Here is a 23566-nt window from a genome sequence, read left to right on the forward strand (position 1 = left end):
CGCGGTGAACAGAGGAGGGGATCGACCCTCGTTTGAGAGGTTCTCTCACAAATTCCTACGTCTGATGTGCACAAACTTACGGCGAAAAGCATCTAATACAATAGCATCTTCAGGGCCAAGCTTGAATAGATAGAGGCAACCTGCATAGCAGAGCAGAAAAAGTGGCATCAATAGCAGGCGAATAAGCAAGGCGGCATCGGAAAAGAGGAAGAGCAATCCACCCACCCATAGGGTACTAAACAGGCCAGCACCCAAAGGCCTCAAGATATGCCAGTTATAGGGATAAAACTTGAGCAATGTACGAATCTGCACATAGCGGAGAATATTGACGATCGCCAGCGTCACAGTGGTCCCGATAGCAGCTCCCATGGCTCCAAAATGGGGAATCAGTAGCACTCCCAGCAAGATATTCAAACCCACAGAGAGCAATGAATTGAGGAACGAAATCTTCTGGTGTCCTGTCATCAGCAACATATAACCAACACTGCCCGTGGCGGCATTAATCATGCTGCCGAAAGCGGACACGACCAGCAAAGGCCAGGCGGCCTGAAAGCTTCTGCCTGACAGTTGTAATAAAGATGGAGAGAAGAGGGATGCGATACAAAAGATGGGCAGGCTAAGCATCACAATCCATTTGTTGACTACCTGATACATAGTTTCTAATTTTTGCGCTTCCCCTCGGCTATGTAGTTCAGCAATCGTGGGGGCAAACATAGTATTCAAAGAGAACAATGGCATGGCGATAAAATCGCTGATCTTTACAGCTGCATTATATTGCCCGATCTGTGTAGCATTTACCAGCAAAATTACTAACAAAAGTGTATCTATTGATTCAAGCACAACTTCAGTGATTGACGTCAAGAAATTAAAAACAGCAAAGCTTAGCCATTCTTGAATTTCATATCGCCGTTCGCGTTTCGGCCGCATTGCCGTTCGATAGAGAAAATAGGCGCTGGCCAGCGTACCAGATACTATGCTCAAAATAGTGGCCAGAGCGATCGTGTACAGACTAGGAGCCAGCCAGAAGAAAAGCAACACCAGCAATAATAGGACGCTGGGAACCAGCAGGCGTTCGGCAATGACGCGCCACTTAAATAGCTTCAGACCCTGCAAAGATCCCAGCCAGACCGCCTGAAGGCATAGCAGGGGGACCAGCGGTGCCATTAAACGCATCAGTGGGGCGAGCGCTGGTTCGTGGTTGGAAATCGCGAACACAGTTGAAAAAAGCAATACGCTGCATGCGCCAACGATTCCCATGATGCCAGCAATCATAGTACAAAAGCTGATCAGTCCCTGTAATGAGCATGCTTGCTGCTTACTCTGATAGATCGCGGTATAGCGGATCATGGTATCGCTCAAACCCAGGTTGCATAGAGAAGCGACCAGTTGTACCATCGCGAGGCAGATCGAATAGAGGCCATACAGTGTGGCGCCAAATCCCACCTGTAATAAATAGTTACTCCCAAACTTAAGGATGCTACCGACAATGTTACCAATCCCGACAATAGCGGCCCCACTGGCCGCCCCCGAAATCTCTGAATGCATTACCGGTATCTCTTCGCCCTGCTGGCTGGCGATGCTCTTCAGAACGATCATGGGAACGGTTGGGCGCTCTTCCAGCGGTACGGCAGTGTTTTGCGCATCTCCATTGGAGATACCACAGGAGGAGGGCCGTGACGCCGGTATGGCAGGAATCTTAAGTGTCCGCATATTTGACAGGGCCAGCGCATAATCTGGTGCCTCGTCATCTGGAACCACTGGAAGGATTAGTGTATCCATATCAAAGATGGAAAAAGATTTATGGTGAATTTCCTCGCTGGCTGCGGCCTTTTTTTCCAGGGGAATGGAAACATCTTCAGAAAAGATCTGCTCTCTTATATCGATATCTTCTTGCCCTTGCTGCCCTGAATGAGATGGCGCCGAAAATATCTCTTTCATGCAGCACATTCCTCCCACCACAACAACTAACACTACCACGACAAGCCCAGCCATACATTCCACGCAGCAATACAACATCTGCATAGCATTGAATAAAAGTATACCATTACGGCCGAAACAATATTATACATATAGAACTTTATTACTAGTTTCAACAACATTACTATCTTAATTTCCTTTCATATTTTTAAAACACCATATCAATGAATGGCATGAGATTCGGTCAGATTTATACAATATATGAGAAATGAAAGGGGAAAATTCTGATGGATACGGCTTCTGTGAGTGTTATTATCCCTTATAGTCGGGCGGATCTCATTGAAACGGTGCTAGAAAAACTCAAACGACAGACATATCCGGCTGAGCTAACTGAAATTATCATTGTTGGACAACCAGGTGGAACCATCGAACAGCAATGGTCTACACATACAGTCAATGCAGCGGCCAATATGTATCCGGGTCAAAAACGTAATCAAGGCGCGCGCATCGCACGTGGAGACTATCTGCTCTTTCTGGATGATGATTGTGAACCAGGACCCGATTGGATTGCGCAGAATGTGCGCGAGTTGCAAGATCTACAGATTGGTGCGGTTGGAGGACAGATCAGGGGTAAGTCCAATGCTTTTTTTGCTCGCTGCCTCGATTTTAGTAGCTTTGCATTTTGTCAGAATAATAAAAGAAGCGAGATGCAGCTTTGCTCAGCCAGTCTCGGGGTCAGGCGCCAGGTCTATATAGAGGTTGGCGGCTTCAATGAAACATTGCGTGTCTGCGAGGACATAGATTTTTGCTATCGCCTGGTGAAGCTTGGCTATCACACCGTATATCAGCCTGCTATCAAGGTGAAGCACAATCATCGCCGCAACAGCTTCAAGGTATTGATGGGGTATAGCTATTTTTTTGGGCGTGAGTCCGGCTTATACGTCAAGCTATTATACCCTGACATGAACAGGCGCAACCGGCTGCTCACGCTGGTGCGCCACCCTTTCGTCTACGCCCTGCTACTCCTGCCTATTTCCCTGAGCATTACCCTCCTGATTATCCGAGTCAATATTGCAGAGCATCCACGTGTCCTGCTCTATGCTCCTTTTATTTTTCTGGCCAAGCTGGCATTCCACGTTGGCATCCTGCAATGGCTGCTGGCTAGGAATAACACTTCTGAAGATAGGCCAGGAGCGGATCGATGAAAGGAGAAATCCCTTTATAGGCAAGCATCTCTGCGGGTGTAGTGGCCAGAACCCTGCTCATCTTTTGAGCTGCTACTGGATCAGCAGCGATTTTGGCGACAGGCGTTTGATAGGTATGCACGGTAAAGAGGATTGCACCCGTCTTTGGCAGGCGCGTCAGGGTCTGACGCTCGACACGCAGCAGGCATTGCTCACCAATCGTGTCTGCTGATAGGGTCGCATACGACTGCCGCACCTCATCGGCGGCCCGAGGCGTGATATCAAGCCGGGCGGTGCTGCGAAAGGCCCAGTTCAGCCGCCAGACGGGACGGTCAGCCTTCAGGCGCTGCAATAATAGCTGCGAAGAGCGCCCCATCTGCTCGGCAAATAAAGGTACAGGACCATGGATAGCCATGAATGATTGTCCAAGCTTCTCTTCCAGGCACCAGGAGTTGGGGAAGCATAATAGCCCGGCCACCAAAGGGAAGTCCGCTTCCATGCTTCCAGCCAGCAGCAATAGATCTTCTTGAATCTGGCGTCCTAACCAATGTAGCGGCAACAGAGGCAAGCTCGCGAGAGAACCTGGCTGAAATTCATAGTATTCGTTCAACAAATAATTATGCCAGTGCCAGCAGCCCTGCTCCATTTTTAACGTAAACCAATCAGGATAGCGCGCAGCCAGTTGTGGCAACAGTAATTCCAGCACCTCCCATTGCAACGCTTCAGTTTGCGGCAATGCTTGAAAATAATAGGAAGTATCTTCAGCTAAAAGCCGGTGCTTTAGCGCTATCTCTGCATCGTAATGATCGCTATCGACCTCAATCAAACTGCCAGAACCGAGCGCCTGCACACCCATGGACATCGTAAACCGCTCATACTCAAAAGGAAAGTACGGAAACAATCTGTAAACTCCTCGCATTCGTTCTGCAAACATCATTATAACCCCATAAGTATACCCACAATCAACACACATTTGGAGGCTTCAATACAATATACATAAAGAGCTTGGAAAGGCAATAAATTTAAAATATGCGACATATTTGCCACATGCAATATATTCCTACAACAAATTTTGGAGGCCTCGTACGTGTTTGATGTAATTATTATTGGTGCTGGTCCTGCTGGCATGAGCGCTGCATTGATGCTGGGACGTTGTTGTCGATCTGTACTTATCTGTGATAATGGGCAGCCACGTAATGTTGTCTCCCATGCGATGCATGGCTTTCTAACCCGTGATGGCATTGCGCCGGCAGAATTTCGACGCATTGGCAAAGAACAACTACAGCAGTATACAAACGTAGAAGTACGCTCTACCACGGTGATCGATGCAAAGCGCGAAAGCAACTTTTTTACGGTCACCCTCTCAGATGAGTCGATACATACGGCCCGCATACTGCTGCTGGCCACTGGTCTGAAAGACGTCGTCCCACCCATTGAGGGATTTCGGCGCTACTATGGCGCCGGCGTCTTCTCCTGTCCTTACTGCGATGCCTGGGAAGTACGCGACCAGCCGCTGGCCGTCTTTGGTCAGGGACCAGCCGGCGAAGCACTGGCCCTGCAATTACTGCAATGGAGCCGGGACATTATACTGTGTACCAATGGTCCCAGCCAGTTGGACGCCAGGAAGCAGGCGTTCCTACACCAGCACAACATCCGAATTCATGAGGAGCCTATCGCCAGGCTGGAAGGCACTGAACAGCGTTTTGAAAGCATTGTCTTTGTCGATGGCACTGTTCTACCGCGACGGGCGATCTTCATACAAACCCAGCATGTACGGCGCCTGGAATTGCTTGACGCACTCGGTTGCACTCTACCAGAAAAATATCAAGAACCAATCGCTCCAGGTATCTATCTAGCTGGCGATGTCTACCAGACACGCTGGGTGAGTGGCGCGGTCGCTGACGGTGTCGAGCTTGCTGTAATGATCAACATGGAACTACAAAAAGAAGAGCTGACACGCAGCTATCAGGCTCTGAAAGAAGCATAGCTTCTTTCGTTTTTATTTGCTGGCGCAAATCTAGCGCTTTGCGCCCCTTTTGCGCCAGCAAATAAAAATGTGTCTGAAGTCCATCACCATGGGAAGCCAGGCCCCCTTACAGGTGTAGGTTTTTCAGGGGCGTAGCCCCTGAGACCCCTGATGCCGCCCTGCGGGCGGCACGGAGAGGGAGGAGGAGTTGGGGGCACAGCCCCCAATCCCCCAGTCAAGGGGCTCGCCGCCCCTTGCATCCCCGCTTTTCCAGCGCGAATCCAAAAAACCTATGCCTGTAAGAGCCAGGCCCCCGTACGGACAGGTGAATGCGCACCCGAGCCTGTTTTACATGTTGGTGCAACCTGTATGCAAAGCGCACAGGTTGCACCAACACATAAAAGATCTATTGAGCGCCGCAGGCGCGTGCCGTCATAGGTGCTGACGAGCATGCCGGGGGCATGACGAGCATGCCGGGGGCATGACGAGCATGCCGGGGGCATGACGAGCATGCCGGGGGCATGACGAGCATGCCGGGGGCATGACGAGCATGCCGGGGGCATGACGAGCATGCCGGGGGCATGATCTCCTCCTCCTTGCCTCAGCTTGAAGGCACGAAAAGCATGGTATTCAGACGCTTTCAGAAAAGAAGAGTAAGCATTTTAACGTCATAGCTTGACAGATAGCAACCTATATTTTATAGTTGTAATGGTTGTGATAACATTTCTATAGACGATAGACAGAAAGGAGGGTATGCAATGAAATTATGTACACATACACTGCTGCAAATTTCTAGCTGGAGCCTCCTGAAAGTGATCGTGTCCACACACAACTCTTCACATATCTGTGCACACACTGATCTCCGGACCATAGGGGCAGCCTGCCCATTTTCGGATCGTGTGTCACACATTCTGACTTCTACCCAATAGCATAGGTAGCAAACACACCTTCTGACCGTGGGCACCAGCCAATGAGAACCCACGGTTTTTTTTATTGCCTTGCGCGGCATATATCCACGGGTTACATTGCCGGGTTCCCTTTGCAGTCGTATGTTTTTGCTCGCCAATGACTTCTGTTAGTTCCATAGAAATGAGGAGGATAAGCATGTCAATTACCCTGGATATCGCGGCAGCTGACTATACACGTGATCTGGGCGATGGCTTGATAGCACACTGGTCAACAGCAGCCGATACCGAAAAGATCGCCCAGGCCGCTGGACAGGTCTTTCGTGGTAAGGAATCAGATCCCTTTAATGATAGGCTAGCGAATGCCGTCAGGGTGTATATGAGTGGTCGGATACCTATCATGGGACCAGATGACTACGCGATTGTTGAGGACCGCAATAAAGAGGGTAACCCCGTCGTCGCAGGTATCTGCCTGCAACGCATGGAATGGTATTACGATGATATTCCCTTTAAGATGAGCCGACCAGAAATTGTCTTCAGCCATCCCGATTACCGTAATCGCGGCCTGGTGCGTACCCTGTTCGAATTTGTCCATGCCCGCAGCGCGGCCGAGGGGCGACTGCTGGATGGGATCACGGGCATCTACTATTTCTATCGCCAGTTTGGCTATGAATATGCCTTAGATCTGGACAGCGGTAAAGGGGTTTATCTGACATCCATTCCCAAAGCTAAAGAGGGAGAGGTCGAACTCTATACACTGCGCGAGGCAACTGAAACAGATCTCCCGCAGATGCAGGCGATCTACGCGCAGCGTGACCGGTCTTCACACGCCGTATCGACGCTGGTTGACCAAGACTATATGCAATGGCTGGTGGAAGATTGGCACGATCATCCAGCGCGCGCCGAGTTTCCATCAACCCAGATTATAGTCGACGCCCAGGGACAGGTACAGGGATGGCTATCGGTACCAATGCAGCGCAGAGGCCGCTCCCTCAATGTCTGGAGCATGTATACCAGACCCCATCTCAATCTACAGGCGATGCTATCATCGCTTTTGCGGGCCCTGCAATCCTATGGACAGCAGATACCGGCATACAAACCCGACACAGAGGCGTTCAGCGAGATCAAATTTTACCTGGGACAGCAACATCCTGTTTATGAAGCATTGGGTAGCGTAGCCACCATTACAGAGCCGGGTTATGCCTGGTACATTCGTATCGCGGATTTACCTCGCTTCATACGCCATATTGCGCCCGCGCTGGAAAAACGGTTGCTTAACTCTCCAGTAGAGGGGTTCACAGGCGAGTTGAAACTGGATTTCTATCGTGGGGGCCTGCGCCTGGCATTCAAAGAAGGACGCTTAGAGACGGTTGAAGACTGGCGTTCGACTGTCATGAATTACAGTGCTGATGGTGGCTTTCCGCCACTGGCTTTCTTCAAGGCGCTACTTGGCTACCGCAGTTTAGCTGAACTGCGCCAGTCCTATCCCGACGCCTGGGTAAATAATGAAGTGCTCTTCAACACCTTATTCCCGGCTAAACCATCCTGGGCGATAGTGCTGTAAATATGCTCAACATGTAGTTAGCGAACGGGCGCATCCGCGCCCGTCCGCAATGGGGCACTGGAGCCGCGCACATGTAACTGGCCACGCAAAATAACCTGGCGTGGAGGTCGCGATGGATCAGCAATACGCTGGATCAGCAACTCAGCAGCAATCTTGCCAATCTCATAGGTAGGCTGAGCAATGATCGTAATCGAGGGTTGCACCAGCATGGTCCAGGGAGTCTCGTCAAAACCTACTAGCGCCATATCTTCAGGCAGCGAAAGGTTGGCCGCGCGAATCGCTTGCAACGCTCCTTCCATGGTCAGACTATTGCTGGTCAATATAGCTTCTGGCGGATGTGGTAATTTCATTAATGCGGTTGCAGCTGCATAACCAGCCTCAACGCGTGGCTGCGTGTGCTTGATATATTCAGCCAGCACAGGCAGACCATGCTGCCGCAGAGCCTGCTCATACCCTTGCTGTCGCTCCAGACCCGTGGAACTAGTCTCTCCAAAAATGGCCCCGATGCGTTTAAAGCCATTATTGATCAAGTGGGTCGCCAAACGATACGCCGCCTCCACATTATCCAATAGAACTGTGTCGGCCTCAAAGTCAGCTACTACACGATCTACCATCACAATGGGAAAATCGAAGCGCTGTTGAGAAAGGCTGGCTGCGGTCTGGCGCGTCGGGGAAAAAATGACGCCCGCCACATTGGTATCACGCATCAACTGTAAATAAATAGACTCTTTATTGGCGTCTTCATCGGTATTGCAGAGTAGGACAGTAAAACCCTGAGCATAAGCGATATCTTCAACGACTCGACTAATCGAAGTAAAAAAAGGATTGCGGATATCTGACACAATCAGGCCAATTGTGTTCGATTGCTGAGAACGCAGGCTGCGCGCCACTAGATTGGGGCGATAGTGTAATTTTTCGACCGCTTCCATTACCCGCTGCCGTACCTCGGGGCGTACATGCTGTCCATGCGACAGTACCCTCGAGACTGTAGCGGTAGAAACACCAGCCGTCTCGGCAACTTCTTTAATGCTCGCCATACCCACTCCCTCAATTGACCAGAGTAGTCAGAACTAGATTTTCAAAAGCTATTAGCTCTCAATCAGAGATACCTTTTGCAATCCCGGCGACGAGAAACTTCTATGTATATAGGCAATGTTGTAATCGATTGCAAATATTATACCACATATTCGGGCAAATTAAAACAAAACTACCCCAAAATTCCTTGACAATATATCTTGTAATCGATTACAATCAATACATATATTGTAATCGATTACAAGAGTCGAAGGTCATTGTTGACCTTTTTATTGAAGGCTATTCAGTTGTAGGACTCTGGGAGAGCTCGCATGATTGAGATCAATGAACAACAGATCAGCTTGCATGCCAGTCCGCGTGACAAGCAAGAGGCAATCAATCTTGTAGGACAGCTTCTTATCAATAGCAATAACATTGCCCCTGACTATGTAGCCAGTATGCAGCAACGCGAAAAAGTTGCCAATACATATCTGGGAAATGGCATCGCTATCCCCCATGGCTTAAATGAGCATCGTGATCTCATCAAGCGTACCGGCATATCTGTACTTCAGGTTCCAGCAGGCGTTACCTGGAATCCAGGTGAAACTGCGCGCTTGATTGTGGGTATCGCCGCCAAATCGGACGAACATATCGAGGTCTTGCGCCGACTGACCCGTGTGCTGAGCGATGAAAAGCAGGTCGCCCTGCTGGCTCAAACCACCAATCCTCAAGATATCATCCAGGCTTTAACTGGCGAGCGCGCCGCTGAAGCTCCAATCGCGACCAATCAACCAGCCGACTATGAGCATTTTTTTGAGGCCATAGTAAGTAATAAGACCGGCTTACATGCCCGTCCAGCGGCCATGTTTGTCAATCTGGCCAAGCGTTTTAAAGCCGATATTCTGGTTCGCCACGGGGAACGCGTTGGGAACGGCAAACGCTTGCTTTCGTTGTTGCAGCTGGGCGTTGAACGAGGCGCCCAGATCCGTGTTTCCGCGCAAGGTGAGGATGCTCGCACTGCGCTCAAGGCCCTGCAAGAGGCTCTTGCGCAAAATTTAGGCGAAGAAGAGGTTGAGGCCACGCAGCGTTCGGAGGCGGTCTCCTGGACCCCACAGCAGGCCAGCGCTACTATTAGCGGCATTTCAGCAGCGCCAGGCATTGTGTTCGGACCGCTAAAAACGTATGTTCATCGCGTTGCCACGATCGAAGATGCTGCTGGCGATCCTATTGAAGAGGGCGAAAAATTGCAGCAGGCACTGGATGTATCTCAGCAGGAGCTTGAGCAACTTCATGCCGATGTGAGTGCGCGCTCAGGAGCCAGCCAGGCAGCGATTTTTGAGGCCCACAGCGAATTTCTCACCGATAGCAGCATTATTCAGCAGACTATCTCTCTTATCTATCAGGGTCACAGCGCAGCCTGGTCATGGAACCATGCTATCCAGGAACGTGTAGATGCATTACAGCAACTGAGTGATCCTGTCCTGGCTGGCCGTGCCGCCGACCTCAGAGATGTCGGCCTGCGTGTACAAAACCATTTAACAGGAATCCGGCAGCAGGAAATCCAGCTGGATAACCATCCTGTCATTCTGGTAGCGGACGACCTGGCCCCATCTGATACAGCGACCCTCGATCCACAGGCGGTGCTGGGCTTCTGTACGGTTGGAGGCGGCCCGACATCGCACACAGCCATTATTGCTCGCTCACTAGGCATCCCGGCTATTGTCGGGGCAGACAAAGAGATCTTGAATATCGCTGATGGGAGCGCCTGCATTCTGGATGGTTCATCAGGAAAACTCTATCTAGAACCCGCTGATGCCGATATCGAGCATGTGCGCCAGCTGCAGCAGCAAGCCCAACAGCAAGAAGATGCAGCCCGGGCCGAGCGCTTTGCGCCCGCGATCACCAGCGATCAACATCGTGTAGAGGTAGCTGCCAACATCGGTAATATCCGCGACGCCCAGAAAGCGGCTGAAGCCGGAGCGGAGGGCGTCGGACTTCTGCGCACCGAGTTTCTTTATCTGGAGCGCAGGAGTGCCCCATCTGAAGACGAACAATTTGCCGTCTACCGCGACATCATCCAAACGCAGAAAGGCCAGAATGTCATTATCCGCACACTGGATATTGGCGGCGATAAAGAGGTCAGCTACCTGAATTTACCCAAAGAAGCTAATCCATTCCTGGGTATTCGTGGCATACGACTCTGCTTTGAGTATCCTGACCTGTTCATCCCACAGCTGCGCGCCATCTATCGGGCGGCCACCTATGGTCCGGTCAGCATTATGTTCCCTATGATCGCAACGCTTGAGGATTGGCAGAAAGCTGCGGCCATCGCTGAACAGGTACGCCAGGAGCTTGATGCTCCCACCGTACCGATCGGCATCATGGTTGAAGTGCCTTCAGCAGTCATGCTGGCCCATCACCTGGCCAAAGAGATTGCCTTCTTCTCCATCGGCACCAATGATTTGACACAATATGTGATGGCAATGGATCGTGGCCATCCTCAACTGGCCAAACAGGCTGATAGCTTACATCCAGCCATATTGCATATGATCTCTCAGACCGTACAGGCGGCCAGCCAGGAAGGCAAATGGGTCGGCGTGTGCGGCGGCCTGGCCTCCGATGTACTGGGAGCAAGCATTTTAACGGGGCTGGGGGTAAAAGAATTGAGTGTCAGCATTCCAAGTATTGCCACCATTAAAGCCCATATCCGTAACTCATCCTTGCAAACTATGCAGGAAATCGCCCGCAAAGCGCTACAATGTCGCACCAGCGCCGAGGTACGCAGTCTATGAGTAAAATTGCAACGATTACGCTTAATCCTGCCATCGATCTAACTGTACGCGTGGATCACTTTCAACCTGCTACGGTTAATCGTGGCCAGGAAATGCAGTTGGATGCGGGGGGAAAAGGGGTCAATGTGGCCTCTTTTCTAGCCGACTATGGTCATGCCACGGCGGTAACCGGCTTTCTGGGTCGCGATAACGCCACGATCTTTGAGCAACTATTCAGGCAAAAACAGATCGAAGATGCCTTCATCCGTTTGCCGGGCCAAACACGTACTGGCATTAAAGTGATTGATGAAGCCAGGCGACAGACGACTGATATCAACATGCCAGGGCTTCAACCGTCAGCAGCTGATGTTGAGCAGCTCACTGCACGCATAGAACAACTCGCCGCGACCTGCGATTGGTTTGTGCTGGCGGGACATCTACCCCCCGGATTGCCAACCAACTTTTATGCAACCACCATTGAGCGTTTAAAAACACTGGGCAAAAATATTGTGCTGGACTCCAGTCAGGCTGCCTTGCGCGCTGGTGCGCAGGCAGGACCAACTATCCTCAAACCAAATATTGATGAACTCCAACAGCTAGTAGAGCGCCCACTGGAGGATGAGCTAAGTATTGAACAGGGTGCCAGACAATTGTTACAGGACACCGTGCGTCTGGTTGTGGTCTCGATGGGAGAACATGGCGCTCTGTTTGTTGATCAACATACCACCCTGGTAGCTCAACCGCTTGCGGTGAGCGTAAAAAGCACGGTTGGTGCTGGCGATGCCATGGTCGCTGGCTTAATTGCTGGACTCAATGAGGGGCTACCACTAGCTGAATGCGCGCGACTGGCAACCGCTTTTTCAGCGGGTACCATCACGCGTATTGGTCCTCACTTACCGGATCGCCATACACTCCAACAGTATGCCAGCCAGGTTCAGATACGCACGCTCCAACCAGCCTCCAAGGCCCAGGAAGAATAATTAGCAGAGTTGGTAACAAATATAAACTCAGGCAAGGATCTGGATAAAGATTGTATTTAGTATATGCAGAGAAGCATGGTCTTATCCCATTCAAAGGAGTTTTACAATGGCAAAGATTGTGGCAATCACATCCTGTCCAACTGGCATTGCCCATACCTTTATGGCCGCTGAAGCACTTCAGCGTGGCGCTGAAGCCTTAGGGCACACCCTTAAAGTGGAGACGCAAGGCTCGGTCGGGGCACAAAATCAGTTGACTGCAGCCGATATACAGGCCGCCGATGTGGTGATTATCGCCGCCAATGCAAAAGTCGATCAGAGCCGCTTTCCCGAAAAGCTAATTTATGAAACTACGACCAGTAAGGCAATTCGTCAGAGCCAGCAAATCATTGAAGAGGCTCTGGCCAAACAGCCAGCGAGTGCGGTCGCTCCTCCTGCTCCCCCGCAAGAAATTGAGCATGCGCGCATCGTTGCTATTACGTCGTGCCCAACTGGTATCGCGCATACCTTTATGGCCGCCGAGGCATTGGAACGGGCCGCCGAAACATTGGGACACCAGATTAAAGTGGAAACTCAGGGTTCGGTCGGTGCGCAAAATACGCTGACTGCAGACGAGATTCAAAAAGCCAATGTGGTGGTGATTGCGGCCGATGCAAAAGTCGATCAAGGACGCTTTGCAGGCAAGACAGTCTATGAAACCTCTACTCACGACGCGCTACAAAATGGCCCGGGTGTCCTGAACAAAGCCCTGACACTGGCCGCCCGTGGTCCCCAAACCGCGACCGGTGCCGCCGCCACAGCCAGCGCTCCTTCACAGGATTATCTTTCTCAGATTCAGGATGCTAAAAGTAAAAGGTCCGCCGCCAGTGCAGGTATCTACAAACATTTGATGACTGGTGTCTCATATATGCTTCCCTTTGTGGTTGCTGGTGGACTCTTGATCGCGCTTTCCTTTGCCGTTGGTGGCATCGACGCCGCCAAACATCCAGGAACAATCGGCTGGGCATTAAACCAGATCGGTGGTGGCACAGGTGCCTTCAGCCTGATCGTTCCCATTCTGGCGGGCTATATCGCCTACTCGATCGCGGATCGGCCTGGTCTGGCGCCTGGTATGATTGGTGGCGTGCTCTCTACTTCGATTGGCGCAGGCTTCTTAGGTGGTCTGATTGCAGGCTTTCTGGCAGGCTATATCACCTCTTATCTCAACAAATGGATCGACCTGCCGAAAAATCTGGCTGGCTTAAAACCGGTCCTGGTCCTTCCTTTGCTCAGTACCGCCATCGTTGGTTTACTGATGGTCTATGTAATTGGTGCTCCGGTTAGCTTTATGCTAGTAGCCCTCACCAACTGGCTAAGGACCATGCAGGGTACGAACGCCTTACTGCTTGGATTACTGCTCGGCGGTATGATGGCCATCGATATGGGGGGTCCAATCAACAAATCGGCCTATACATTCTCGGTAGGACTCTTGAGCAGCAATGTAGACGCGCCGATGGCTGCTGTGATGGCTGCGGGCATGACTCCGCCGCTTGGTCTGGCCCTGGCAACCTACCTGTTCAAAAATCGCTTTACGGTTGAAGAACAGGATGCAGGCAAGGCAGCGGCAGTATTGGGCATCTCCTTCATCACCGAAGGAGCCATCCCCTTTGCTGCTCGCGATCCATTCCGTGTCATTCCGGCCACTATGATTGGATCAGCCGTGGCTGGCGCACTCTCAATGCTGTTCGCCTGCCGGCTGCAGGTTCCTCATGGAGGCGTCTTTGTCCTGCTTATCCCTGGAGCAGTTACCAATCTGCTGCCCTATCTCATCGCTATCGTGGCAGGTACATTAGTCACCACGGGCGTCCTCTTCTTTACCAAGCGCCCACTCGCCAGCAACGCAGCAGTTATCAAGGCTGAAGCCGAGTTAGCCCAGGCTTCATAGCAGATTTTTTACTCAATCGCTAAATATACATAGCCTATTGCCTCCACCGATAAATGTGTGGAGGCAACGGGCTGTTTTAATTATTCAGGTCTACTTTTGCAGCGCCGGTAGAGTCGTCAGGAACATCACGCATATGATTGAGCCAATAAATCACTGGTATATATGTCTATAAACAATTGCAAAAGGATAAAATAGCCAACAACAGACGTCTAACTAGTAGAAGGGTTTTTGTGTTTTAACTGGCATATATCCATCTAGCTACATAAAAAACATCAGCAATATTTCTTTAGAGTGTGTCTGAAAGACATATGTTTCGCGCCTTCGGCTCCTGACGCTACGCGCTTACAGCGCTCAAATGGTCTTTTATTCGTTGGTGCATTCGCGCAAAGCGCGAATGCACCAACGAATAAAAGGGCTCGGGCGCGCATGCGCCCGCCCGTACGGGGGCGCTTTACTTCCCATGGGAATGGACTTCAGATACACTCTTAAACATATCCAACGATAACAGCAGCAAAGTAAAAATAGAGAGCGAGGATATATTAGTTGAAATCTATAAATATTCTCTACTGCGCGACCTGTGGAGCTGCCAATCAAGAAAACGATACTACCTGCTTTGCCTGTGGAAATAAATTATTGCATAGTCAGGATTTTGATGAGCAGACACAGATGCAAACCATTACCATTCTTGAAGGTCGTTATCGCCTGATTGAGTGTGTTGGTAAAGGTGGGTTTGCCACTGTCTATAAAGCCGAAGATCTGCAAATCAAACAAATCGTGGCGGTCAAAGAAATTACGTTGAAGGACTTGAAGCCCCAGGAAATCATTGATGCCACCGATACCTATCATCGTGAAATACGTTTTGGTAGTTCGCTCAAACATCCGGCACTACCAAAAGTCTATGCTCATTTTATGGATCAGGAGCACTGGTATATCGTTGCCCAGTTCATCGATGGCCAAACCCTGGAAGAGTATCGACAACGATTGCCAGACGGGCAACTTCCTTTGTCCGAGACGCTCACCATCGCTTTTCAGGTCTGCGATGTACTCTCCTATCTCCATTCACGTCAACCACCCATTATTTTCCGCGACATTAAGCCTGATAATATTATGCGCACACGCACAGGCCGTATTTACCTCATTGATTTTGGGATCGCGCGCCAGTACAGGCCTGGCCAGAGGCGTGATACGCAGGCGCTTGGCTCCCCAGGCTATGCCGCCCCCGAACAATATGGTTCGGATCAAACCACAGAGCGTTCAGATATCTATAGTCTGGGTGCCACGCTGCAAGCCTTGCTAACCGGGCACAATCCATTGGATGAAGATATCTCGGCTACCAGGAAACCGGTAGTCTTGCCAGAAGAACTTTCAGAACTACTGGCGGAAATGCTTGCTAGAGATCCTGCTCAGCGCCCGACCTCCATCATCAGTGTTCAGCGACGCCTGGAACAGATCAGTGCCACAACAATTCTGGTGGGATCCACCCCCCAGGCATCTGCGATACCTATTCCGCCCCCTATCCCATCTTCAACCCCATACTATACCCCCTCAACGAGGGTAAGGGCTGGCAACGCGCCCGCTAAACCGAAAAAACGCCCTGGCTGGTTAAAAGTTGTAGCGATTGCCATTATACTGCTCGTAGTTCTCGGCTTCGGCAGTGATAACCTTCTGAGCTATATCTCTAGCTGGACACATCAGGGCCCGATAGTACAAGAGCTCTCCATAGCACCTGCCAGCCAGCAGGTGCTCAATATCGCCGCCACCAACAGTTTAGATGAGCCCTTGGATCCTGCTACAGTTCAAAACGCCCAATCAATGCAAATAGTCAGCATGACTTCAGCAGGACTGCTCTCTCTCAATGACGACATGGAAATTGTGCCCCAGCTTGCTGATTCATGGGAAGCTAGTGATAATGGCTACACGTGGACCTTTCATTTACGTTATGGCCTCAAGTTTAGTGATGGCACACCATTAACATCAGCTGATGTCGCCTATAGCCTGGATCGCGCGCTTGACCCGGCGCTAAAATATGGGGCAGGCCCATACAACCTGCAATATATTAAAGGGGCAGATCAACGTTCGGCGGGGAAAATCAAGTCTTTGATCGGACAGAGTATTTTGATACCCGATCCTGACACAATTATCTTCAAGCTATCAAAAAATATTGGCTACTTTCTAGATACGCTGACAACTCCTTGTGCCTCGGTTGTTGAAAAAGCTCTGATCGAAAAATATGCTTCGGGATTCACTAATCACCTCAGCGAAGGTGGTAGCTCTGGACCATTCAAATTTGCTCAGAACAGGCCTTCACAAATGGTGCTCGTGCCTAACCCTGATTACTATGGCAGCAAACCGGCGCTCTCAAAAATCACGTTCACGTCATACGGCAGTACTGAAACCGCCTACAATGCTTATCAGGCAAATCAAGTCGGCTTTGTCGACAATATTCCATCATCGCTGATAGATAGAGTAAGCCAGGATTCAGGCTTTCATCATTCATTACAGCTAACCACTAATTATTTAGCCATGAATTATTTGAGCAAGCCGTTTAACAACATTAAAATTCGACAGGCATTCGCGCTGGCAATCAATAAAGATCTCATCAGAAAAAATACAGCTTTGCCCACCAACCATATCATCCCGGCTGGAGATCCCAGTGCGAACGTAAACCTGACGGGGCCCGCTGGCATCCAAACAACGGCAGGCGATCCTACCCTGGCAAGAAAACTGCTACAGGAAGGCATGTACGAGGAAGGCATTTCTTCCATACAGACGTTTCCTACAGTTACGTTGACCTATCCGCAAAGCGGAGATACGCTACGACAAAATGAAATGGCAACCATGCAAGAGATGTGGCAAAAAAATCTGGGCATTACGGTCAAATTACAGATAATGTCAGGCAGCAATTTTTACAAAGCAATTAGTAGCCAGCAAGGTGTCAAAAATATGCAGATGTGGCGCGTAGGCTGGGTCGCAAGTTATCCAGATGCCAGCGAGTGGACAACAGTCCAATTTGCGCAGAACGCCTCACAAAATGTTTATGCCTATGGACAGAATCAAAGTAAAAACGCGGCCCGCCAGCAGGAGATACAAAAATTGTTGGCTCAGGCCGACATTACGCAGAATGAACCACAAAGAACAATGATGTACAGAAGTGCAGAACAGAACCTCGTCAATGATGTGGCCTGGTTACCACTTTATCAGTACCTTGATAGCTATGTGGTTCAATCCAATCTACATGGTCTGAAGGTGAATGCTATGGACATGATTGCGCCTGATGATTGGAGTAATATCTATATCACCCAATAAGCAGCGATGTTGAGATTTAAATCTCAACATCCGCGATCGAATTCAGGATCCAGGTGGGGCGATAAGGGAAGCGTTCCACCTGTTCTCGTCTAGTCACACCAGAAAGCACCAGTATTGTACGCAGGCCGCTCTCGGTGCCAGCTACAATATCGGTATCCATGCGGTCCCCGATCATAGCGGACTCTTCTGAATGGGCATTGAGCTTGCGCAGAGCCATGCGCATCATTAATGGGTTTGGCTTACCGATAAAATACGGTTTGACTCCTGTAGCGGCGCTGATCAAAGCAGCGATGGCGCCAGTCGCTGGCACAAAACCGCCTTCGCCAGGTCCCATCACATCTGGATTGGTCGCGATAAAGCGCGCGCCACCGTTGATGAAACGACAGGCCTGGGCGATGCGTTGAAAACTATATATCGTCGTCTCGCCCACTACCACATATTCAGGCTCCTGCGAAGTCAAAATATAGCCGATATCATGCAGTGCAGTCGTTAAACCAGATTCGCCAATGGTAAAAGCGCTACCACCTGGACGCTGGGAATCCAGAAACTGCGCAGTCGCTAAAGCGGACGAAAAAATAGCGTCTGCCGGCACATTTAATCCCATATAAGATAGCCGCACTTGCAGATCGCGAGGAGTGTACATGGAATTATTCGTAAAGATCAAAAAAGGGATGCCTTTGTCTTGTAGCTTATGAATAAAATCAGCTGCACCCGGAAGAAGCGATGAACCCCACACCAACACACCATCCATGTCGATCAGATAATTCTTGACTCCGTCCATTACTTGCCCCCTTCACTAAATCGCTAATCAATTGTATATGAGTAGCAAACACAAGATAGTGTAGCCCACCGCTCAACCGAATGTCAATTAACATCGACAGCCATTCACAAAAATACACGCAAACCATATGGAGTACTATCGGCTTGACGAGGAGACACAGTTATAGCTACAGTATAAAAGTATCTGCGCGGTTTAAATTATCTTGCAGGCTCAGAAACAATAAAGGAAATAACAAGATTCACTATGGATATTGCTACGTATACACAAGAGGTGCATCGCACCTGTGATATAGAAGATCGCCGTGAACTACTTATCCTGACCGCATTAGGCATTGCCGGGGAATCGGGCGAGGTCGTTGACCTCCTCAAAAAAACTCTTTATCATTCTCATACCCTGGACGTATCCAACTTGAATAAAGAAATCGGCGACCTCCTCTGGTATATGACACTGCTCTGCGACACCGTAGGTCTGACCCTTGAAGATGTTATGCAGGCTAACGTCGACAAGTTGCGCCAGCGCTACCCTGACGGCTTCGATGTCAAACGCAGTCAGTCGCGCCAGGAGTAAGCAGAAAATCACCTTTTTCCTATCAAGTAAATTTTGTAACACATGAATAATATAATTAATCTCCATGATAAATATTTTCCTGGAATGCAAAATATTTACCGCTTAATTTTTTATGCTCTTTTGCCTTGCCAGCAGATACTCGATTTGTTACTATTAAACTTATTAACTGCATTTATATTATCTTTACTGAATCTATAAGTATATCAAATTTTGATTGAAGGAGGATTTAAGAGCATGGCGCGGAAAAAGAGTAGAATTAGCATGATGGCGAGCCTCCAGAAGGAGGCGAATCGCAGACAGAAAGAGCTAGAAAAAGAACAGACCCAGGCAGCCAAAGCGGCAGAAAGGGCGAGGAAAGCTTATGAGAATGCGCAAAAAGCGGATCAAAAAGAAAGAGCTCGCCTTTATACCGAATCTAGAATAGCTCAGGTTAATTTACAAAATGAACAGCTTGAACAAGTGATTACGAGTTTCAATACGCTTCTAACAGATTCGCTTAACACTGATAGTTTCATTCCATTTGAGACCCTAAAGCAACCTGGAAACTTACCAAACTTTAATCCAGGTCCATTGGCAACTCCTGAACCACCTCCGGTAGAACAAAATTATCGTCCGCCCGAACCATCAGGGCTAAAAAAACTATTGCCAGGGTCTAAAGAAAAATATGCCCAGGAAGTCACAAAAGCTCAGGAGTTATATGCTAAGCATATGGCGGAACATAGTGCCCGAGAACAACAGCGGCAAACGAAATTAGCTGAACTGAGAGCCGCTTTTGATTGCCACTATAATAATGAGCTACAAAAAATAAACAATCAGCATGCAGAGATAGATAAATTCCAATACGACTTTGATGCCCGTATACCATCTGCGGTCGTCAACTATTTTACTATGGTACTGGCTGCTAGCAACTATCCAGATAACTTTCCTCAGCATGCAAAGGTAGCTTATGTTCCTGAATCAGCACAATTAGTAGTCGAGTATGATTTTCCAAATTTTGAGGTAATTCCAGAGGTTGGAACTTTTAAGTACGTAAAATCCAAGGATGAAATCGCAAAAACAACACGTCCTTTAATTCAAAGGAAAAGTCTATATAACTCGATTATTGCTCAGATTACACTTCGCACCCTTTACGAACTATTTAAAGCTGATCGCAAGCACTACATCGATGTTGTCGTCTTTAACGGCTACACGGAAAGCATCAATAAAGGAACAGGATTACCTGTAAGAACATGTCTGGCAACAGTACGCACAAGCCATGACATATTTGACAAGTTAGATTTAACTAGAGTAGAACCCCAGGCGTGCCTCCAGGGATTAAATGCATCTGTATCAAAGAGTCCCACAGAATTAGCCCCAGTACGACCAGTATTAGAATTTGACATGGTAGATCCGCGTTTCATTGAAGAAATTGATGTGCTCTCGGATCTCGATCAACGACCTAATCTTATGGAATTGACACCAGGTGAGTTCGAATCATTGATTACAAATCTTTTTCAAAAGATGGGGTTAGAAACGCGCCAAACACAGGCTTCACGTGATGGAGGCGTTGATTGCGTAGCTTATGATCCTCGTCCTATTTTTGGTGGTAAAGTCGTCATCCAGGCTAAACGCTACAAACATACGGTAGGTGTAAGTGCAGTTAGAGATCTGTATGGGACACTTCAAAATGAAGGGGCCTCTAAAGGAATTCTTGTCACTACGAGTGGTTATGGAAAAGCTTCTTTTGAATTTGCTGAGGGGAAACCTATCGAATTGTTAAGTGGCAGTAATTTACTTTTCCTACTGGCTGAACATGCTGGTATCGAAGCAAAAATAGATATTCCAGAAAATTGGAAGGATCCTCAACAAGATTAGGGAACATACTATAACTATCCAGGCTTTTCCATACGTATGGAAAAGCCTTTTTTGATTAAATTAGATGCTATCTATCATTAATATACTGCAATCTAAACAAAATATTCTTGGTACTTTGCAACACCCATCTTAGGTTGGTTATAATGTTGAAAATACCAGTCTATATGTAATAAAACATATGTGTAAAGACTGACCAGCATCACAGGTATATTTCCCTCACAAGTAAAACAAACGAGGTGTCGCGTAAGGCACGAGGGGAGCTGCATTATGCTTTCGCAGGTAGAAGAATTGCTCAGCCAAATGACGTTGCCAGAAAAAGTGTCGCTGCTAGCTGGTGCCTCTATGTGGAATACGGTTCCGATAGAGCGGTTGGGCATTCCATCGCTCAAAGTATCTGATGGACCCAATGGTGCTCGCGGTGCGGGCGATATATCGATGTCTGCAGATGTTGATGATGCCAGTAGGGGTGTTACCTCGGCCTGTTTTCCAGTTGGCATCTCATTGGCGTCCACCTGGAATCCTGCATTGATTGAACGCGTTGGACAGGCACTGGGACAGGAAGCAAAATCCAAAGGAGCACGGGTTCTACTGGCCCCCACGGTAAATATCCATCGTTCTCCTCTCAATGGTCGTAACTTTGAATGCTATTCAGAAGATCCCTATTTATCAGCCAGAATAGCGGTGGCCTATATTAAAGGTGTACAGAGTGAGGGTGTGGGCGCGACAGTCAAGCATTTTGTGTGTAACGATTCAGAATTTCAGCGCAATAGTATTAGCTCTGAGGTGGGTGAGCGAGCGTTGCGCGAGATTTACCTGGCTCCCTTTAAAGCCGCCATTCAGGAAGCCGGTAGCTGGTTGCTCATGGCCTCTTACAACAAAATTAATGGTACCTATGCCAGCGAGAACCACTATACTCTGACTGATATTTTGAGAAAAGAATGGGGCTTCGACGGTGTAGTGATGTCCGATTGGTTCGGTACTCAGAGTACAGCGCCATCAATCAATGCCGGTCTCGACCTGGAGATGCCCGGTCCCGCTACGTGGCGTGGCGAAAAGCTACTTCAGGCGGTCAAAAATGGCGAAGTGGCCGAGAGCACTATCGATGAGAGCGTCTCACGGCTGCTGCACCTGTTTATCAAGGTGGGCCTGTTTAAGCCGCACGAAGACAGTCCTGAGCAAGCGATCGACCGTCCAGAGCATCGCGCACTGATCCGCGAGGTTGGCGCCGAGGGCTGTGTGCTACTCAAAAATGAGAATGCAATCCTGCCACTACAACCCGAAAAGCTGCAGTCAATCGCTATTATTGGACCTAATGCCAGGAAGGCGCGCATAATGGGCGGTGGCAGCGCCTTTGTCAACGCTCACTACTCGATTGCTCCGTATGACGCAATTGTAAAACGTGTAGGAGATCAACTCGCTATTGACGATGAAACGAACTTCTCCACCCATAACTTGCTGCCGCTACTCAATCGTGAGCTATTTAGTCCTGCAGATGACAACAGTACACCAGGATTCGACATTGAATATTTCCAGAGCCGCAACTTCACCCACAAAGTTGATGAGACCGCCCACATCACCCGTTCAGAGATGACCTGGTTTGGATCGGTCGCCGATAAAATTGATCTACATCACTTTTCGGCACGCTTTACCGGCCGTATTCGGCCTCAGAAGACAGGATCATATACCTTTAGCCTGGCCAGTGCTGGCTTGAGCAAACTATATATCGATGGAAAAGAGTTAATCGACAATTGGGATCAACAGGTTCCCGGGCAAACCTACTTTGGCATGGGTAGCACAGAGGCCACAACTTCAATTGAGCTCACAGCCGGACAGGACTATACGCTGACAATCGAGTATGCCAAAGATGAGGAAGCGGCCCCCATCGCGGCTGTACGCGTGGGTATGCTGGCTCCAACATCGACTGATGCGCGGAGCCACGCTGTCGAGCTGGCCGCCAGGTCAGATGTAGCATTAGTCTTTACTGGCCTGAATGGCGAATGGGAGAGCGAAGGCTTTGATCGGCCCGATATGGATTTAATGGCCGAGCAGGTCGAGTTGATCGAGAAGGTTGCTGAGGTCAATAAAAATACGGTTGTCGTTCTTAACACTGGTTCGCCGATCACCATGCCCTGGCTCGACAAAGTTGCTGGCGTCCTGCAATGCTGGTATCCAGGCCAGGAATGTGGTAATGCTATCGCGGATGTGCTGTTTGGGGAGGTCAATCCATCGGGCAAGCTACCACAGACTTTTCCGCAGCGGCTTGAGGATAATCCAGCCTACATCAACTATCCGGGCGAAAATGGCCGTGTCCATTATGGCGAAGGCTTGTTTGTCGGGTATCGCTATTATGACAAGAAGAAGATCGCGCCACTCTTCCCCTTTGGCTTTGGTCTTTCCTATACGACCTTCGATTATGCTCCTAATATTGAGCTCAGTACACAAAGTTTAAAGCCTGATGGGACCTTGCGAGCAACTATTCAAGTCACAAATACTGGACTGCGGGCAGGCAAAGAGGTCGTGCAACTTTATGTACGGGACGTCAAATCAACCCTGCACCGGCCAGAAAAAGAGCTTAAAGCCTTTGCTAAAGTGCAGCTAGAGCCAGGCGAGAGCCAAACACTCACGTTTGAGCTGGATCGTACAGCGCTAGCCTATTACGATGACCTGGCCCATCAATGGGTTGCCGAGGCCGGGGAGTTTGAAGTCCTTGTGGGCTCATCTTCTCATGACATCCATGCCCACGCTACCTTTCACCTGACAGAAACCAGTCGCATTGCAGAGCGTCCGGAAATGCGCTGACGCGCCTGCGACTTTCTTTTAGAATGAGCTGGAAGTG

Annotated in this window: 14 protein-coding genes; 10 read left to right on the plus strand and 4 right to left on the minus strand. The window is 49.3% G+C overall.

Annotation, left to right across the window (positions count from 1 at the left end):
• Positions 1–45 precede the first annotated feature (45 nt).
• Positions 46–1938, minus strand: a complete 1893-nt coding sequence (locus JMI88_RS00650) for a flippase (protein ID WP_201359829.1) — start codon at positions 1936–1938, stop codon at positions 46–48.
• 266 nt (positions 1939–2204) lie between these two features.
• On the opposite strand from JMI88_RS00650, the gene JMI88_RS00655 reads away from it, so the two are divergent.
• Complete coding sequence (locus JMI88_RS00655) at positions 2205–3122, plus strand: glycosyltransferase family 2 protein (protein WP_201359830.1); 918 nt, start codon at positions 2205–2207, stop codon at positions 3120–3122.
• On the opposite strand, the gene JMI88_RS00660 is transcribed toward JMI88_RS00655, so the two are convergent.
• The gene (locus JMI88_RS00660; RefSeq protein ID WP_201359831.1) at positions 3079–4002 is read right to left on the minus strand and encodes a heme-dependent oxidative N-demethylase family protein; all 924 of its coding nucleotides are present in this window, start codon (positions 4000–4002) and stop codon (positions 3079–3081) included. The genes JMI88_RS00655 and JMI88_RS00660 overlap by 44 nt on opposite strands.
• A 186-nt stretch (positions 4003–4188) precedes the next feature.
• On the opposite strand from JMI88_RS00660, the gene JMI88_RS00665 reads away from it, so the two are divergent.
• Positions 4189–5088, plus strand: a complete 900-nt coding sequence (locus JMI88_RS00665) for an NAD(P)/FAD-dependent oxidoreductase (protein WP_201359832.1) — start codon at positions 4189–4191, stop codon at positions 5086–5088.
• A gap of 1083 nt (positions 5089–6171) precedes the next feature.
• On the plus strand, positions 6172–7536 hold the full coding sequence (locus tag JMI88_RS00670) for a GNAT family N-acetyltransferase (protein ID WP_236022756.1): 1365 nt from the start codon (positions 6172–6174) through the stop codon (positions 7534–7536).
• A 17-nt stretch (positions 7537–7553) separates the two neighbouring features.
• Here the strand turns inward: JMI88_RS00670 and JMI88_RS00675 are convergent, their stop codons facing one another.
• Positions 7554–8573 carry a LacI family DNA-binding transcriptional regulator gene (locus JMI88_RS00675; RefSeq protein ID WP_201359833.1) on the minus strand — a complete coding sequence of 340 codons (1020 nt, stop codon included), beginning with the start codon at positions 8571–8573 and terminating at the stop codon, positions 7554–7556.
• A 309-nt stretch (positions 8574–8882) separates the two neighbouring features.
• On the opposite strand from JMI88_RS00675, the gene ptsP reads away from it, so the two are divergent.
• The 4 genes from ptsP (at position 8883) to JMI88_RS00695 (ending at position 17528) form a co-directional block, all read left to right on the plus strand.
• Positions 8883–11342: a phosphoenolpyruvate--protein phosphotransferase gene (ptsP, locus tag JMI88_RS00680; RefSeq protein ID WP_201359834.1), complete on the plus strand. Its 2460-nt coding sequence runs from the start codon at positions 8883–8885 to the stop codon at positions 11340–11342.
• On the plus strand, positions 11339–12301 hold the full coding sequence (gene pfkB, locus JMI88_RS00685) for a 1-phosphofructokinase (protein WP_201359835.1): 963 nt from the start codon (positions 11339–11341) through the stop codon (positions 12299–12301). The genes ptsP and pfkB overlap by 4 nt, the downstream gene beginning before the upstream one ends.
• 106 nt (positions 12302–12407) lie before the next feature.
• Entirely contained in the window at positions 12408–14222 is a 1815-nt protein-coding gene (locus JMI88_RS00690) for a PTS fructose-like transporter subunit IIB (RefSeq protein ID WP_201359836.1), read from the plus strand.
• Between the two features lie 543 nt (positions 14223–14765).
• Positions 14766–17528, plus strand: coding sequence for an ABC transporter substrate-binding protein (locus tag JMI88_RS00695; protein WP_201359837.1), 2763 nt, complete (start codon positions 14766–14768; stop codon positions 17526–17528).
• Positions 17529–17544: 16 nt separating this feature from the next.
• Here the strand turns inward: JMI88_RS00695 and JMI88_RS00700 are convergent, their stop codons facing one another.
• Complete coding sequence (locus tag JMI88_RS00700; protein WP_201359838.1) at positions 17545–18309, minus strand: HAD-IIA family hydrolase; 765 nt, start codon at positions 18307–18309, stop codon at positions 17545–17547.
• 243 nt (positions 18310–18552) lie between these two features.
• On the opposite strand from JMI88_RS00700, the gene JMI88_RS00705 reads away from it, so the two are divergent.
• The 3 genes from JMI88_RS00705 to JMI88_RS00715 all read left to right on the plus strand — a co-directional run bounded on the left by JMI88_RS00705 (position 18553) and on the right by JMI88_RS00715 (position 23529).
• Positions 18553–18876, plus strand: a complete 324-nt coding sequence (locus tag JMI88_RS00705; RefSeq protein WP_201359839.1) for a nucleoside triphosphate pyrophosphohydrolase family protein — start codon at positions 18553–18555, stop codon at positions 18874–18876.
• Between the two features lie 261 nt (positions 18877–19137).
• Positions 19138–20730 (plus strand): restriction endonuclease, encoded by a 1593-nt coding sequence (locus tag JMI88_RS00710; RefSeq protein WP_201359840.1) that lies wholly within the window; start codon positions 19138–19140, stop codon positions 20728–20730.
• 267 nt (positions 20731–20997) lie between these two features.
• The gene (locus JMI88_RS00715) at positions 20998–23529 is read left to right on the plus strand and encodes a glycoside hydrolase family 3 C-terminal domain-containing protein (RefSeq protein ID WP_201359841.1); all 2532 of its coding nucleotides are present in this window, start codon (positions 20998–21000) and stop codon (positions 23527–23529) included.
• Positions 23530–23566: the final 37 nt, after the last annotated feature.

It is taken from the genome of Dictyobacter formicarum (assembly GCF_016587435.1).